The sequence below is a fragment of the Sphaerisporangium sp. NBC_01403 genome, assembly GCF_045040145.1.
In the GTDB taxonomy this organism is placed as follows: domain Bacteria; phylum Actinomycetota; class Actinomycetes; order Streptosporangiales; family Streptosporangiaceae; genus Sphaerisporangium; species Sphaerisporangium viridialbum.
This window is the reverse complement of the sequence record NZ_CP109534.1, coordinates 2,172,868-2,186,593: the sequence shown is the minus strand read 5'-3', so window position 1 is coordinate 2,186,593 and position 13,726 is coordinate 2,172,868. Positions and strand designations below refer to the sequence as shown.

At 68.4% G+C, this 13,726-nt stretch carries 15 protein-coding genes and 2 pseudogenes; 10 read left to right on the top strand and 7 right to left on the bottom strand.

Annotation, left to right across the window (positions count from 1 at the left end):
* Positions 1–116: 116 nt before the first annotated feature.
* The 4 genes from OG589_RS09525 to OG589_RS09510 form a co-directional block, all read right to left on the bottom strand.
* A complete protein-coding gene (locus tag OG589_RS09525) occupies positions 117–1,064 on the bottom strand; it encodes an RNA polymerase sigma factor (RefSeq protein WP_405147976.1) in 948 nt (315 codons plus the stop codon).
* 227 nt (positions 1,065–1,291) lie between these two features.
* The gene (locus tag OG589_RS09520; RefSeq protein WP_405147975.1) at positions 1,292–2,275 is read right to left on the bottom strand and encodes an alpha/beta hydrolase; all 984 of its coding nucleotides are present in this window, start codon (positions 2,273–2,275) and stop codon (positions 1,292–1,294) included.
* 225 nt (positions 2,276–2,500) lie between these two features.
* A complete protein-coding gene (locus tag OG589_RS09515; protein ID WP_405147974.1) occupies positions 2,501–2,818 on the bottom strand; it encodes a putative quinol monooxygenase in 318 nt (105 codons plus the stop codon).
* A gap of 149 nt (positions 2,819–2,967) precedes the next feature.
* Positions 2,968–3,297 (bottom strand): hypothetical protein, encoded by a 330-nt coding sequence (locus tag OG589_RS09510; RefSeq protein WP_405147972.1) that lies wholly within the window; start codon positions 3,295–3,297, stop codon positions 2,968–2,970.
* On the opposite strand from OG589_RS09510, the pseudogene OG589_RS09505 reads away from it, so the two are divergent.
* Positions 3,205–3,798 (top strand): annotated as a pseudogene (locus OG589_RS09505) (transposase); the annotation flags it as partial. The gene OG589_RS09510 and the pseudogene OG589_RS09505 overlap by 93 nt on opposite strands.
* 51 nt (positions 3,799–3,849) lie before the next feature.
* Here OG589_RS09505 and OG589_RS09500 read toward each other — a convergent pair.
* Together OG589_RS09500 and OG589_RS09495 are read right to left on the bottom strand one after the other, a co-directional pair.
* Positions 3,850–4,161: pseudogene (locus tag OG589_RS09500) on the bottom strand (transposase family protein); the annotation flags it as partial.
* A 274-nt stretch (positions 4,162–4,435) separates the two neighbouring features.
* Positions 4,436–4,708, bottom strand: a complete 273-nt coding sequence (locus OG589_RS09495) for a hypothetical protein (protein ID WP_405147970.1) — start codon at positions 4,706–4,708, stop codon at positions 4,436–4,438.
* Between the two features lie 18 nt (positions 4,709–4,726).
* Here OG589_RS09495 and OG589_RS09490 point away from each other — a divergent pair, with 18 nt between their 5' ends.
* The 7 genes from OG589_RS09490 to OG589_RS09460 all read left to right on the top strand — a co-directional run bounded on the left by OG589_RS09490 (position 4,727) and on the right by OG589_RS09460 (position 10,920).
* Positions 4,727–4,909: a hypothetical protein gene (locus OG589_RS09490; RefSeq protein WP_405147968.1), complete on the top strand. Its 183-nt coding sequence runs from the start codon at positions 4,727–4,729 to the stop codon at positions 4,907–4,909.
* 726 nt (positions 4,910–5,635) lie between these two features.
* Positions 5,636–6,691, top strand: coding sequence for a methyltransferase (locus OG589_RS09485; protein ID WP_405151997.1), 1,056 nt, complete (start codon positions 5,636–5,638; stop codon positions 6,689–6,691).
* A gap of 138 nt (positions 6,692–6,829) precedes the next feature.
* Positions 6,830–8,044, top strand: coding sequence for a hypothetical protein (locus OG589_RS09480; protein ID WP_405147967.1), 1,215 nt, complete (start codon positions 6,830–6,832; stop codon positions 8,042–8,044).
* Positions 8,045–8,281: 237 nt separating this feature from the next.
* Complete coding sequence (locus OG589_RS09475; RefSeq protein WP_405147965.1) at positions 8,282–8,860, top strand: NADPH-dependent FMN reductase; 579 nt, start codon at positions 8,282–8,284, stop codon at positions 8,858–8,860.
* 18 nt (positions 8,861–8,878) lie between these two features.
* Positions 8,879–9,253 carry a winged helix-turn-helix transcriptional regulator gene (locus tag OG589_RS09470; RefSeq protein WP_405147963.1) on the top strand — a complete coding sequence of 125 codons (375 nt, stop codon included), beginning with the start codon at positions 8,879–8,881 and terminating at the stop codon, positions 9,251–9,253.
* Positions 9,254–9,399: 146 nt separating this feature from the next.
* A complete protein-coding gene (locus OG589_RS09465) occupies positions 9,400–10,152 on the top strand; it encodes a hypothetical protein (protein ID WP_405147962.1) in 753 nt (250 codons plus the stop codon).
* Between the two features lie 273 nt (positions 10,153–10,425).
* Entirely contained in the window at positions 10,426–10,920 is a 495-nt protein-coding gene (locus tag OG589_RS09460) for a DUF892 family protein (protein ID WP_405147960.1), read from the top strand.
* On the opposite strand, the gene OG589_RS09455 is transcribed toward OG589_RS09460, so the two are convergent.
* Positions 10,892–11,626: a TetR/AcrR family transcriptional regulator gene (locus OG589_RS09455; protein WP_405147958.1), complete on the bottom strand. Its 735-nt coding sequence runs from the start codon at positions 11,624–11,626 to the stop codon at positions 10,892–10,894. The genes OG589_RS09460 and OG589_RS09455 overlap by 29 nt on opposite strands.
* 74 nt (positions 11,627–11,700) lie before the next feature.
* On the opposite strand from OG589_RS09455, the gene OG589_RS09450 reads away from it, so the two are divergent.
* Together OG589_RS09450 and OG589_RS09445 are read left to right on the top strand one after the other, a co-directional pair.
* Positions 11,701–12,519: a thioesterase family protein gene (locus tag OG589_RS09450; protein ID WP_405147956.1), complete on the top strand. Its 819-nt coding sequence runs from the start codon at positions 11,701–11,703 to the stop codon at positions 12,517–12,519.
* A gap of 116 nt (positions 12,520–12,635) precedes the next feature.
* Complete coding sequence (locus OG589_RS09445; protein WP_405147954.1) at positions 12,636–13,703, top strand: type III polyketide synthase; 1,068 nt, start codon at positions 12,636–12,638, stop codon at positions 13,701–13,703.
* The last annotated feature ends 23 nt before the right edge of the window (positions 13,704–13,726 follow it).

Here is a 13,726-nt window from a genome sequence, read left to right as displayed (position 1 = left end):
GGCGGCTCCCGTAGGCCGCCCCGGTACTCGGGACTGTGGTTGTTGGTTTCATACCAACAAGATGCGGTGAGGATCAGGGAAGTTCGATCGGTCGCAGGATTTGCCGGCGATTCGTTTCAGCGGCGGCGTGGATGGTGAAGGCGCAGCTTGCTGACACGGCCCCGGTCCAGGAAGTGCGCCCACACGACACCGGGCGGGCAGTGGAACGGGTCCTCCGGCGGGTTGAGCAGGGCAGCCTCCCAGATGACCACTTCGCGGCCGGCCACGACGTTCAGCAGCTTCTGGCGTACGCCAGCGGACACATCACGATCGAACGCGGCGGGCAGGTAGTCGATGCCCGTGCGTTTGCCGGTCGGCCATATCACATCCGCCTGTGGTGACCACCGGTCGGACAATGCCGAGGCGAGTTCGCCACGGTACGCGGACACCATGGTTTCCTCGGCCAGCCTGCGGTGCAGTGCGCTCAGGGCGGTGGCATCGTCGTGCACCCGATCGGCCGAGCTCAGCAGAGCACCGGCCAGCTTTGTGCGCGCCTGGTTGAGCCTGCTGCGCACAGTGCCGACCGGCGTGGCACACAGCGCCGCGATGTCCTCGTAGGACGTGACGTCGGTGAAGTAACGCAGCATCGTCACCAGCCGCAGCCCGGGAGACAGATCCTCCAGCGCGCTCCAGACCCAGTCCCGCAACGCGTGCCGGTCGAGAACCTCCGCCGGGTCCGGTGGACCGCCCGACCGGTCCACCGCGACGGCCTTCGCGGGTTCGGCCATCGGAACCGCCGACATCTTGCGCAGCTGTGCACGACACACATTGCGCACCACCATCCGCAGCCACGGACCGACCGCGTCCGGATCCCGTATATCCCCTATACGGCGCAGCGCGATGAGCGCCGCCTCCTGCACAGCATCCTCGGCGTCCTGACTATGGCCCAGCAAGCCCAGTGCGACCGCTCGCATACCCGCTCGGTGTCTGGCGAGGAGCAGGCCAAGACAACCGGCGTCGCCCAAGTGTGCGGCGCGCACCAGTTCGGAGTCTTGAGGCGCTCCGCCCACCAGAAGGTCGTCCACCTCACGATAGTACGCAAAGTCTTTACCAAGACAGCAGCGCCTGCAGCGAGTTGCCGGTGATCGGGAAGGGTGATTGCTGTTCATCACCGCCAGCGGCCCGGTGCGGCAGGCATGCAGCGCTGTGCACTGGTGTTGGGGCTGGCGGCCCCGGCGTTGTCCGTCGGGTGTTGCCCAGGCGCGAGTCTGCGGGGGTCTGGAGTTCGCCCCGGGGCTATCGAGCCCCCACGTCAGTCCTTCTCGGTCCCGCTGGCGGGAGCCGGGGTCAGGACTCGGGTGAGCCAGTCGTTGCGCGTCCGGCGCGCCCCGGCGGAGACTGCGGCCTGCGGGAACAGGGCGTCGAATCCGTGGAAGCCTCCCGCCCAGATGTGCAGTTCCGCCTGGCCGCCGGCTGCCCAGATCCTGGTGGCGTAGTCGACGTCCTCGTCGCGGAAGACCTCGGCCGCGCCTGCGTCGATGTAGGTGGTCGGCAGGCCCGAGAGGTCGTCGGCCACCGAGGGTGAGACATAGCCGGGCACTTGCTCGTCCTCGATGTCGCCGAGGACTGATCGCCAGCCGAACTCGTTCATCTCGCGGGTCCAGACGCCGGGTGTGCCGGAGTACTGCCGGCTGGAGGTGGTGATGTTGCGGTGGTCGAGCATGGGGCCGATCAGGACCTGGGCGGCGATCGCCGGGGTGCCGCGGTCGCGTGCCATCAGGGTGACACCGGCGGTGAGGCCGCCGCCGGCGCTGGCGCCCGCGACGACAATGCGGGCGGGGTCGATGCCCAGTTCGGTGGCGTGTTCGGCGATCCAGAGCAGTCCCTGGTAGCAGTCGGCGACCAGGGTCGTGCCGGTGGCCTCCGGTGCCAGCCGGTAGTCGACGGAGACCACGACGGCGCCGAACAGGTCGAGCCACTCCAGCGGGATGTCGATCTGTGAGAAGCGGTCGCCCATGACCATCCCGCCGCCGTGCATCCAGTAGATGCACGGTGCCCCAGTGGAGCTCTCGACTCCGGCGGGGCTGAAGACCGACAGTGGAATTTGCGCACCGTCCGCGGCGGGTACGGTGACCTCACGCCGCTCGACTGCGCGACCTGCGAGAAGAGGCTCGACCGGCATTGATGAGAAGGGGCGGATCTGTGCGAGCGCCTCGGAGTCGAGCTCGGACCGGAGGGGCATGTCGGCGAGCAGCGCGCGCAGTTCGGGGTCTAGGTCGGGTCGGGTCGGGGTCACGGTGGGCACCTTTCGTCGGGTTGTGCCGGGTGATCGGGGAAGGAGTGGGCCGGTCAACAGGCGCTGTCGCCGGTTGACCGTGCCTGCGAGGCAGGCGGGGATGCGAGACAGATGCGGAGCCGTCGGGCCTGCGGAGCCGCCAGACCTGAGGGGCGCTCAGACCCGCGGAGCCGCCAGGCCGGATTGCGAGGATTGAGGAAGGACCGGCCGACTGGCCGGCGGTCCTCAGAAGGCGGCTTTGCCGCGGACCGGTACGTAGTCGGTGTGCTCGGATTCCTTGGCCAGCAGTCCGTCGATCTGCGCCACGATGGCCTGGGCGGCTTCGCCGGCGAAGATCCGGTGGTGGTCCTCCTCGCTGGTCCAGCCTTCGGTGACGTGGACGACGTCGGGGTCGGAGGCGGAGCGGGAGACGAGGTAGACGATGCAGTGTTCGCTCGCGCCGGGGCTGCCCTCATCCAGTCCGGTCAGCAGCAGGTCGACCAGCTGATCGCCCAATCCGGGCTTGGCGGTCAGGGTGGCGTTAAATCCATAGTTGGCGGTCATGACTACCTTCTTCTGCGGGCGGAGGAATGTGGATGCGCGTCCTGGAGGGAGAGCCCAGTGGCTTGTTCCTGGATTCCAGTGATTCCATTCAACCGGTGTGACCTGCGGAAATAATAGACCGATACTCGCGGGCCCTTGCACGATCCTCTCTAGTCCGAGAGTGAGTGCCGGTTGTGTGCGGCAAAGAAGGCATGCGTCTCGACGAGCCCCGCATCTTGCCGGCCCGACATGCCTGGCTCGACTGGACCACCGCCATCGACGGCGTACTCATCTCGAAGGTCGAGCGGTCTTGAGCCGCCGACGCCGTCGACGTCGGCACGGTACTGGCGGTCATTGCCCAGGGCACCAAACGCCTCGCGCTGGGCCTGACCGCTCGTTCGGACGCGTTGTTCGAGCCGGCTGATGCCGTCCTGTGCGGCGACGGGCCGGTGAGGTCGCTGGCTGAGCTGTCGCTGGTGGGTGAACACCGCCGCGGCCATGGCGGGCACGCCGCCGTGGCCTGTGGACGCATTGATGCCGGCCGGCTGCGGCAGGCACTGGCCGAGGTGCCACTGCCGCGGGCTGCGGACGGCCGGCTGGTCCTGGCTGTCGACGTCACCTGCTGGCTGCGGCCCGACGCCCGCACCTCACCGGAACGGATCCTGTGCCATACCTACGGCCGGGGCAAGGACCAGCACATCCCGGTCCCCGGCTGGCCCTACTCAATCATCTGCGCGCTTGAGCCCGGCCGCAGCTCATGGACCGCGCCTCTGGACGCGCTTCGTCTGGCGCCCGGCGACGACACCGCCACGGTCACCGCCCGGCAGCTGCGCGATCTGCTTCAGCGACTGATCGCAGCGGGGCAGTGGCAGACGGGCGACCCGGACATCCTTATCGTCGCGGACGCCGGATACGACGCACCCCGTCTCGGCTTCCTCCTGAGGGACCTGCCCGTGCAGGTGCTGGCCCGGATGCGATCGGACCGCGTCCTGCACAGAGCTGTCCCGCCCCGGCTGCCGCACACCCTGGGCCGCCCGGGACTAAGGTGCCGTGACGGTGCCCTTGGCGAACCGCTTACGGGGTGGGAACGCGAGCATCGGCCCGAGGTGGTCGATGATGCGGTCCGCTGCCGACTTGGACACCCCGAAGAACCGGTCGAGCTGGCGCGTCGTCAAGTTAGTGCGCCAGTACGCCGCGACCAGCAGAGCCCGGTCCTCCAGCGGGAGGCTCCACGGCCGGCCCTTGCGGACCGCATCCGCACCCTCGCGCCGCAGTACGGTCACCAGCTTGCCGAACAGGCGGGGGCTCAGCCCGGTGAACAGGGCTATCCAGGACGGCTCCGACGCCGTGATCACACCAGCCACATCAAGATCATCTCACTCGTGGCCAGCAGTTACGGAACAACCTTTGGGTTCGGGACAGGCTCCGAGAATCCTCCGCCCCGCGTACGTTCAACTCCCGAATGACTTCGAGTACCGACCACTGAGCAAGCGGAGCCCCTCCGTAACCGGTGCGATGAGTGAGATCACCACGCCAATGACGAGGGCTCCGCCGCGTCACCACCGCTGTTGCATCAAAGGGGTTCGTTTCCGAATCATGGACTCAGAACTGCTGACCGGGAGATCCCGGAGGGTGGACCTAAGCCGATCCCAAGGCTATCCCCAGGTAGGCGCGCGCATCGGCGGTGGTGCGCAACGTTCCAACGTTCGGGATCGTGAGCGTGCCGGTGCTCCCGTTGACCCGCGCATAGAGGAACCTGGATATATCCTGCCAGTGGGTCTCCAACTCGTGTTGGCGCAACGGCGTGGGCGCCTGGGAAAAGCCAGTCATCGCTGTGCGCCATATTCCCTCAACATCGTTGAGGCGCGAAGCCTCGACCCATGTTTGCGGTGAACGGATCACGTCGTTCACGGCTGAAGAGGGCTGGCCATGCAGCTGCTCGTCCTCGGACCGCTCGACATCGCGATCGACGGCCGGGCCGTCCCCTTACGCTCGGCCAAGCAGCGGGTCCCGCCGGCTGTTCCGATCTCCCGGCTGGGCGCCACCGAGCTTCGTGTGCGGGCCGGCCACGCGCTCGGCCCGCAGGTCGTCCAACCTCCTGACCTGCGATGATGTCTTGCGTGAGGTTTCGGGGCGATACATCTCTTATCTGCATGGCAGGAAGCGGTCACAGCGGTGCAGCTTGCTGCCGCCCATTCATCTGGTTTGTGGGTTGCGATTCCCGCAGAGTTGTTTGTGCGAGAACAAATACACAGCCCTCCAGAAAAGAGACACAGAAATGACGAACTCCGCGAACTCGAACCGCTCCGCCGGCACCACCTGGGACTCCTACAGCCGCACCGCCGGCACCACCTGGGACAGCTACTCCCGCACCGCCGGCACCACCTGGGACTAAGAAAGAACAACTCCCTAAAACTCCGGAAAACAACTAAAGGCACCTCCGCCCGACAGCGGACAAGTAACACATGAACAAGGTCTGCCGAACCGACTAAGACCATCATCCGCACTCGACACGATGGCATCGGCGAGCATCGAAGCCCCAGACATGGAAACCGGCCAGGTCACCGCCGAGACGTCCCGCTCAGGCCCGACCGGCCAGATCGCCACCCAGCGGCCCCCGCGCCCACAGGTCCCCGCCACGCACTCGGTAACCGGTCATGCCCGGCCTCATCTCCTGATGAACCGCGACAGCCCCATGTCCCGCCGAGCACAAGGCCTACTTCGAAGGCCAGATCACCCCAGCGGCCGGTCTCCCATTCGTCCAAGACCGAGCGGATCGGTCGCATGGTAGCTTTCGGGCAAGCAAGCCTTGATCCCGCGAGAGGAGGGGTCGTGGCCATGACCAGCGCCGAAGACGATCACGACCAGCAAGGCCGGTCATCGGCATGGGAAGCGGCATGGGAAGTACTGGGACCCGTAACGGACCTGGTCACGCCGATGGCGGTGCGGGTCGCGGCCTCTCTTGGGCTGACGGATCTGATGGCCGACGACTCGGTGTCCGTCGAGGAGCTAGCACGGCGGTCTGACACCAACGCGGACGCGCTGGGCCGGCTGTTGCGTCACTTGGTGTGCCGGGGCATCTTCACCGAACGGGAGCCGGGCAGGTTCGCGGTCAACGAGCCCGCCGCGCTGCTGGCGTCCGACCATCCTTCCGGGATGCGGGTGCGCCTCGACTTGGGTGGCTTCGGCGGGCAGATGGACCTGGCGTTCATCGGTCTGCCGCACACGGTCCGCACCGGGCAACCTGCGTGGGAGACGGTCTTCGGCGCCCCGTTCTGGCGCCATCTCGCCGCGAACCCACAGATGAGCGCGTCGTTCGATGCGATGATGGCTACCGGAGCCGACTACCTCACCGATGCGGCCAAGGGGTACGACTGGTCCGGCGTGCGGCATGTGGTCGACGTCGGCGGTGGCACCGGCGCCCTGCTCGCCGAAGTGCTGCACGCCAACCCGGACATCCGGGCCACGCTCGTAGATCTGCCGGACACGGTGGATCGAGGTCGGCGGTACCTGGCCGAGCGCGGGTTGGATACGCGGTGCGAGTTCGTCGGCCAAAGTTTCTTCGATCCGCTGCCCGCCGGGGGTGATGTGTACGTACTCAGGCGTGTGGTGCACGACTGGGGCGACGACGACGCCCTGCTGATCCTGCGTCGGTGCGCCGACGCGGCCGGGCGGCACGGACGGGTCGTCATGATCGAGTCACACGGCAGTTCCGGTGACGACCCGGCCATGTTCGCCGAGATGAACCTGCGCATGCTCGTGCTCAGCGGCGGCCGCGAGCGCACCGTCGAGGACTACATCGCCATCGCTGCCGAAGCCGGGCTCGACCTTGCCGGCGTTCACTGCACCGCGCTCGGACACATCATCCTCGACTGCGCTCCGCTGGGCCCTTGACACACCGATCCGCCGGCGCTCATCGGTCAGGTCCCACTGGTCGATCATGGCTTTGAGCTCAGTGAGCGAGTCGACCACCGGCATCGGCACGAGATCGCGATATTCCCTATACGGCGTCGAAGCTCCTATGCTCATCGGGTGCATCCCCCTCCCCACGACGGACCGCCCGATTTTGGGGAGCGGCCGGCGGGTTCTGTCGAAATCGGTTCGCGTATCTCGGCGCGGGCCATCGTCATCATGGTCAGCGTCGCGGCCGTCGCCCTCGTCGCGGCGATCGGCCTCATCGTCGCCCTGGTCGTTCCGCGTCTGAGCGGCGACCGGCACCGGCGCGATGTCAGGGCGGTCGACGTAATGCCGCCCACGATCACGGCAGGCGACCGGACCTACCATCTGACCAGCACCCACGAGCAGAAGGGATGCCAGGGTCTCGGTACGGGCACCCTCGTGCCGGTGCTCGACAAGGTGGAGTGCGGAACCGTGGCCTTTGGCCGATACCGCGCTGACAACGGCACTTCGGAAGCGTCGGCCGTCATCATGCGTATCGATGACCTGGACCAGTTCAACTCGGTCAGTGGCACCACCAATGATGGCGACGCCTATTTCAAGGTGCTGCTCGCTGACGGAAGTCTCGGGCCTCTGGGCCAGGACGAGCCCTCGCAGAATGCATTCCTGGACCGCTACATGGTCTATGTCGTCGCCGACAGCGGGAAGAACACGGCCGCTGACCCGTCGGACTCCGGTTCGATCGTCCAGGACGTCCAGACCGGTCTTATCGATGGCAACCAGCTCGACCCCGGGAGTCCATCCAAGCCGGCCCCCGGCCGGCCGGAGGTCCAGGCCACGCCGGCCGGGCCCGTCACGGTCAGCGGCGAAGGCGCCATGGCCTCGACGATCAAGGTAGATGACCGGACCTACCGCCTGACCGCCAGCCATGAGCAGCAGGGATGCCAAGGGCTCGGCACCGGTGCCCTGGCTCCCGCTCTGGACGGCGTCCGATGCCAGACGGTGTTCTTCGGGCGTTACGCATCCAGCGTGCCGGGCTGGGAAGCGTCCGCGGTCATCGTCCGGCTTGAAGACGACAAGCAGCTGGAGTCGCTCAGCAAGGTCGATGACGATGGCAGCGGTGGCCTGAAAGTCCTTCTCGCGGACGGGTCGGTCGGTCCAGGAGACCAGGAGGAAACAGGGGGCACTTCGCAGTTCTCCTTGTTCGACCGCTACCTGGTCTACGTGATGGCCGACCCTGCCACGGAAAAGATCGGCGATCCGGAGTCCAATCGGGTCGCCGCGGACGTCCACGCCGGCCTGGTCGACGAGAGCGGTCCCGAGCCGAAGCTCCGGGGACGCACGTCCTGATCACGGTTTCCCGCCAAAGCGGGCCGGGCTCGGCCGCATGGGGATGAGCGTCGCCGATGGCCCCGCGGACGAGAGGGAGGCGACCGCCACCATCCACAGGCACGTCTGAGAGCGGCAAGGCGGTGGGCGCCCCATGCGCTATAACTAAGGATTACTGAGTCACTAAGTTTTCTGATGTACGCTGTGGCGCGTGAGGAGCGTCCGTCCGGAGGCTCCCCGGATATGAGGAGACGTGTCATGGCGAAGGTCGAGATCATCGTGGCGAGCACCCGGCCCGGCCGGATCGGGCTGCCGATCGGGCAGTGGGTCGAGGCGGAGGCGAAGACGCACGGTGGTTTCGCGGACGTGGAGCTGGTCGATCTGGCCGAGATCGACCTGCCCTTCATGAACGAGCCCAACCACCCCCGGCTGGGCCAGTACACCCACCAGCACACCCGCGACTGGAGCGCCAAGGTCGCCGAGGCGGACGCCTTCGTCTTCGTCATGCCGGAGTACAACTACGGGTACAACGCCGAGCTGAAGAACGCCATCGACTACCTGCACAAGGAGTGGTACTACAAGCCGGTCGGGCTGGTCAGCTACGGCGGCGTGGCGGCCGGCACCCGCGCCGCTCAGATGATCAAACAGGTGGTCACCACGCTCAAGATGACCCCGATCTTCGAGGCCGTTTCCATCCCCTTCGTCCGCCAGTTCATCGATGACGAGGAGAATGTGGTTCCGAACGACGTCATGACGGCGTCGGCCAAGGCCATGTTCGACGAGCTGGTCCGCATGAGCGACACCCTGCGCCCGCTGCGCGAGGGCAAGGGCCAATGACGAGGTGAGGGCAGACCGATGAGCGACATACACCCCGTCTGCGTACGGTTCCACGCCGCGATCGAGCTGATCGGCTCCCGATGGTCCGGCGCCATCCTGCGCGCCATGTTCACGGGGCAGGGCCGGTACGCGCAGATCAGGGCCGCCGTGCCGGGGTTGAGCGACACCATGCTCGCCCAGCGGCTGCGCACGCTGGAGAGCGAGGGGCTGATCGAGCGCCGGGTGATCCCCGCCTCCCCCGTCCAGGTCGAGTACGTCCTCACCGAGAAGGGCCGCGACCTCGCACCGGTGCTGGAGGCCGTGATCGCCTGGTCGCACAAGTGGATCCCGCTCCCGGGTGAGGAGGCCGCGAGCGACTCGGACAGGCCATCGGAGCCCGCCCATGTCTCCTGACGCCCTGGCCGTTTACGCGGGAAGTGACAACAGCCGTCCACGGCATCCTGTGAGATCTGCGTAGAACCAGAACGTATTCCGCGGATAGACCAGGACTCACCATTTCCCGCGCCTCCCCCTCCGGCGCGGGGCCCGAGGAGGAGTCCATGAGAGTTCTTGCCCGGCATCTGGTGATCGGGTCCGCCGCGGTGGTGCTGCTGGGCGGGATGGCGACTCCCACCCAGGCGGCCGCCTACGACTACCACCCGAGTGAGGCCGACTGGTCCGACTGTCCCAAGATCCCGCGGAACGCCAGGACCGACACGTGGAGCTGCGTCTTCATCATCACGGTCGGCGGCACGATGAAGCTCGGGAAGATCGAGCAGGACATCTCCCAGCCGCTGCGGATCACCGTGGCCCAGGGCAGGCTCGAAGACGGCAGCGCCGCCGCGGCCTTCGGCGGCGTGAAGGGCGACCGCATGAAGGTCCCGGGCGGCCTCATCGGCGCACCCTTCGAGGTGCCGAAGCTCACCGACGTCTACGTCGAGACCCAGGGCACCGGGCGGGTGGACGCCGGCCCGATCTTTCCCACAAACGTCGGCGTCAAGCTCCGCATGATCCACAGCCTGCTCGGCAAGAAGTGCTACATCGGCGGCGACGCCGACCCCATCCTGCTCAAGCCGGACGTCACCTCCCTCGACCTCACCTCCATCGACGGCGTGCCCGTCTTCAAGGTCACGGCCAAGGATTCCCGGTTCGCCGTGCCCAAGGCGAGTGGATGTGGCCTCAACTGGGGCCTGGTGAACACCGCCGTGAACGTACGGGCCGGGCTGCCCTCGCCCAGCGGGAACAACTCCGCCGAGTTCCAGTGGTTCGTCCGAGGCAAGTCCTACACCGAGCTCCCCGGCCTGGCCCCCTGACCACCGGGAACCGGCGCACATCCCCTGCCCTGAGGGCCGCCCCTCGGGTCCGCACCCCTCGGTGACCCGGTCCCAGGCCGTGACGTACCCGCCCTTGGGGGTGACGTGCACGCGGAGCGCCCGGGGCGACAGGGTGTTGAAGGGGTTCGGCCCGTGCCTTGAATGGGCTGTGACCTGCGGAGACATAGCCATCTTGACGGGAATCGGGGGTGCGCCGGGGGGTAGGGCAGCAGGGAGGGCGCATGTCGCCATCAGCGATCAAGAGGTGAAGTCATGGCTTTCAACAACCCCTCCGACCTCTTCCTGTACGAGCTCTCCGCCGTGTACGACGGGGAGATCAAGATCACGAAGACGAAGGAGGAGATGGCCGGGCAGGTCCGCAGCTCCAGCCTGGCAGAGGAACTGCGCAACCAGGTGGCGAAGGGCCAGGAGAAGGTCAGGAACCTGGACGCCTGCTTCCGGTCACTCGGTACCGCGCCGCTGGACGTCCCCTGCCTGGTCGTTGACGCGATGCGGGCGGAGTTCCAGCAGTTCATCCAGCGGGGGCCCGCGCCCGAGGTGATCGACATGTACACCGTCGGGGCGGAGCTGAAGCTCGCCAGCTACAAGACCGCCGGTTACAAGTGCCTCGTCGACAAGGCCGTGCTCATGGGCCAGAGCGAGTGCGCGCACTTCCTCCAGACCAACCTGGTCGGGGAGGAAGAGGCCAAGGGGCACTTCGAGCGGCTCAGCCACGAGGTCAGCGAGGCGACGCTCGCCGGGGTGTGAGCCCCTGACCGAAGGCCTGGCCGTGCGCGGTCAAGCGCGCCGCGGCGTGGTCCAGGCCGGCGTTCAGCTCGGGGCTCGGGGGTACGCCGTGCCGGGGCAGGCGGGAGACCAGGGCCGTCCCGAACCCGGCCATGCGCACGGTCTGGTCGATGAGCGCGTCCAGATCGTCCGGCCAGGGGAAGGACGGCTGGGCGATGAGCAGCGACACCAGGCCGTGGACGGCCGACCACATCCCGAGGGCGAGGGTCTCGGGATTCCCCCTCATGACGCCCGCCTCCACGCACGCGGACACGGCGTCGACCATGTGGCCGAAGCAGGCGGCCGCCGCGGGCGGGACGCCCTTCGCGGCGGCCGGCCGCATCATCAGGAGCCGGTACTGCACCGGGTGGTCGAGCGCGAAGCGCGCGTAGGCGCGCCCGCACCTTCCCAGCGCGGGGAACGGATCGCCGGCCCCCGCCGCCTGCTCGCGCACGCGCCTGCCCAGCTCGTCCCACACCCGCAGGCAGACCGCCTCCACCAGCGCTTCCTTGCCGGCGAAGTGCATGTACACCGACGGGGTGGAGACGCCGGTGCGACGGGCCACCGCGCGCAGTGTGAGCGCGTCCTCGGTGCCCGTCTCGATCAGCAGCGCCTCCGCCGCCTCCAGGATCTCCTCGCGGAGCCTCGGCCCCTCACCCGGGCGGGCCCGAACGCGTCCTTCGGCCATGCCGCTAGGTTGACGCCGTCAGCCTGACGATGTCAACCTGACTGCGGACGAAGCCGGAGCGATGAGGAGCCCAGATGGGGATTTTCCAGGAGGCGACCGTCGTCGCCGCGCGCCGCGAGACGCCGGGCGGCCTGGCGTACGAGGCCGCGCTGGACGGGCAGTGGAGCGTCGGCACGAAGTTGCACGGCGGGTACCTCCTCGCGGTCCTCGGCCGCGCCGCGTCCGAGAGCGCCGGAGAGGGTCACCCCCACGTGACGGCGGTCAGCGCGTCCTTCCTGACCTCGCCCGCGCCCGGCCCCGCCGAGGTGCTCGTGGAGACACTGCGGGCGGGCAGGAGCACGACGCAGGCCCGCGCGCGGCTGACCCAGGACGGCCGGCCGTGCGTGGAGGCTCTGATCACGCTCGGCAGGCTGGAGGAGTCCGACTCCTGGTGGTCCGGGATGGAACCGGTGGAGCTTCCCGACGAGCAGGACTGCTACCTCAGCCCCCCGGAGGCCCCCGGAGGGGAGTTCAAGGTGCCGCTGATGGAGGTGGTCGAGCAGCGCCTCGACCCGGGGCACCTCGGCTTCGCGGTGGGCGCCCCCTCGCGGCAGGGCGTCATCGCGGGCTGGCAGCGGCTCGGCGACGGCACCGACTGGGATCCGCTCTCCTTGCTGGTGGCCCTGGACCCGGTGCCCCCGGTCTCCTACGACCTGGGCATCAGCGGCTGGGCGCCGACCATCCAGTTCACCGCGTACGTCCGCAGGCTTCCCGCTCCGGGGCCGGTGCGGGTGAGCATGCGGGCGCTCGACGTCACCGGCGACCGCATGGACGAGGTGGCCCACGCCTGGGACAGCAAGGGCCGGCTCGTCGCCCAGGCCACCCAGCTCGCCGCCGTACGAACTCCGGCCTGACCGACGAGGGCGCGCCACGATCACGATGGTGCGTCCACCGTGGGGCTCCAGGTATGCGCACGGGCGCGGTGGGCAAGACAGAGGTGTCCCCACTGTCAGCGAACCGGGAAATCCATATGACCCGAATTGCCGCTGTCCGCGGTGCCCTTCCTCCGAACCGCTACCCCCAGGCCGAGATAACCGACACGTTCGCCCGCATCTGCCTTCCCCCAGGTGCCGACCGGCGGCTGCTCGACCGGCTGCACGCCTCGGCCCGCGTCGGTCACCGCAACCTGGTGCTGCCGCTCGAGCAGTACGCCAAGCTCGACGGGTTCGGGATGGCCAACGAGATCTTCATCGAGGCGGCCGTGGACCTGGGTGCCGAGGCGGTGGGCGCCGCGCTGGAGGCGGCCGGGCTGACGCCCGGCGACGTGGACCTGATCATGTTCACCTCGGTGACCGGCATCGCCGCGCCCTCCGTGGACGCCAGGCTCGCCGGGAGGCTCGGGCTGCGGCCCGACGTCAAGCGGATACCGGTGTTCGGGCTCGGCTGCGTCGCGGGCGCGGCCGGCATCGCCCGCCTCCACGACTACCTGCGCGGATGGCCGGACCACGTGGCCGTGCTGCTCTCGGTCGAGCTGTGCTCGCTCACCTTGCAGCGCGCGGAGGCCAGTCCGGTCAACTTCGTGGCCAGCGGGCTCTTCGGCGACGGCGCGGCGGCCGTGGTCGCCGTCGGCGCCGGCCGGGCCGCTGACGTGCGGGCCGCACCCGGCCCCACCGTCGTCGCCACCCGCGGTCACCTCTACCCCGACTCCGAGGGCGTGATGGGCTGGGACGTCTCCGACACCGGGTTCCGCGTGGTGCTCGACACGAGCGTCCCCGAGGTCGTGCGCACGTACCTGGCCGACGACGTGAACGGCTTCCTCGGCGACCACGGGCTGACGACGCGCGACGTCAGCGCCTGGGTGTGCCACCCGGGCGGCCCGAAGGTCCTGCACGCCGTCGCCGAGAGCCTCGACCTGCCCGAGGGGGCGCTGGACCTCACCTGGCGCTCGCTGGAGGACATCGGCAACCTGTCCTCCGCGTCCGTCCTGCACGTCCTGCGCGACACGCTGGCCCGTCGCCCGCCGCCACCGGGCACGCCCGGGATGCTCATCGCGATGGGGCCCGGATTCTGCTCCGAGCTCGTCCTGCTGCGCTGGTAGTGGCGGAGTGTCGTCACCGCTGC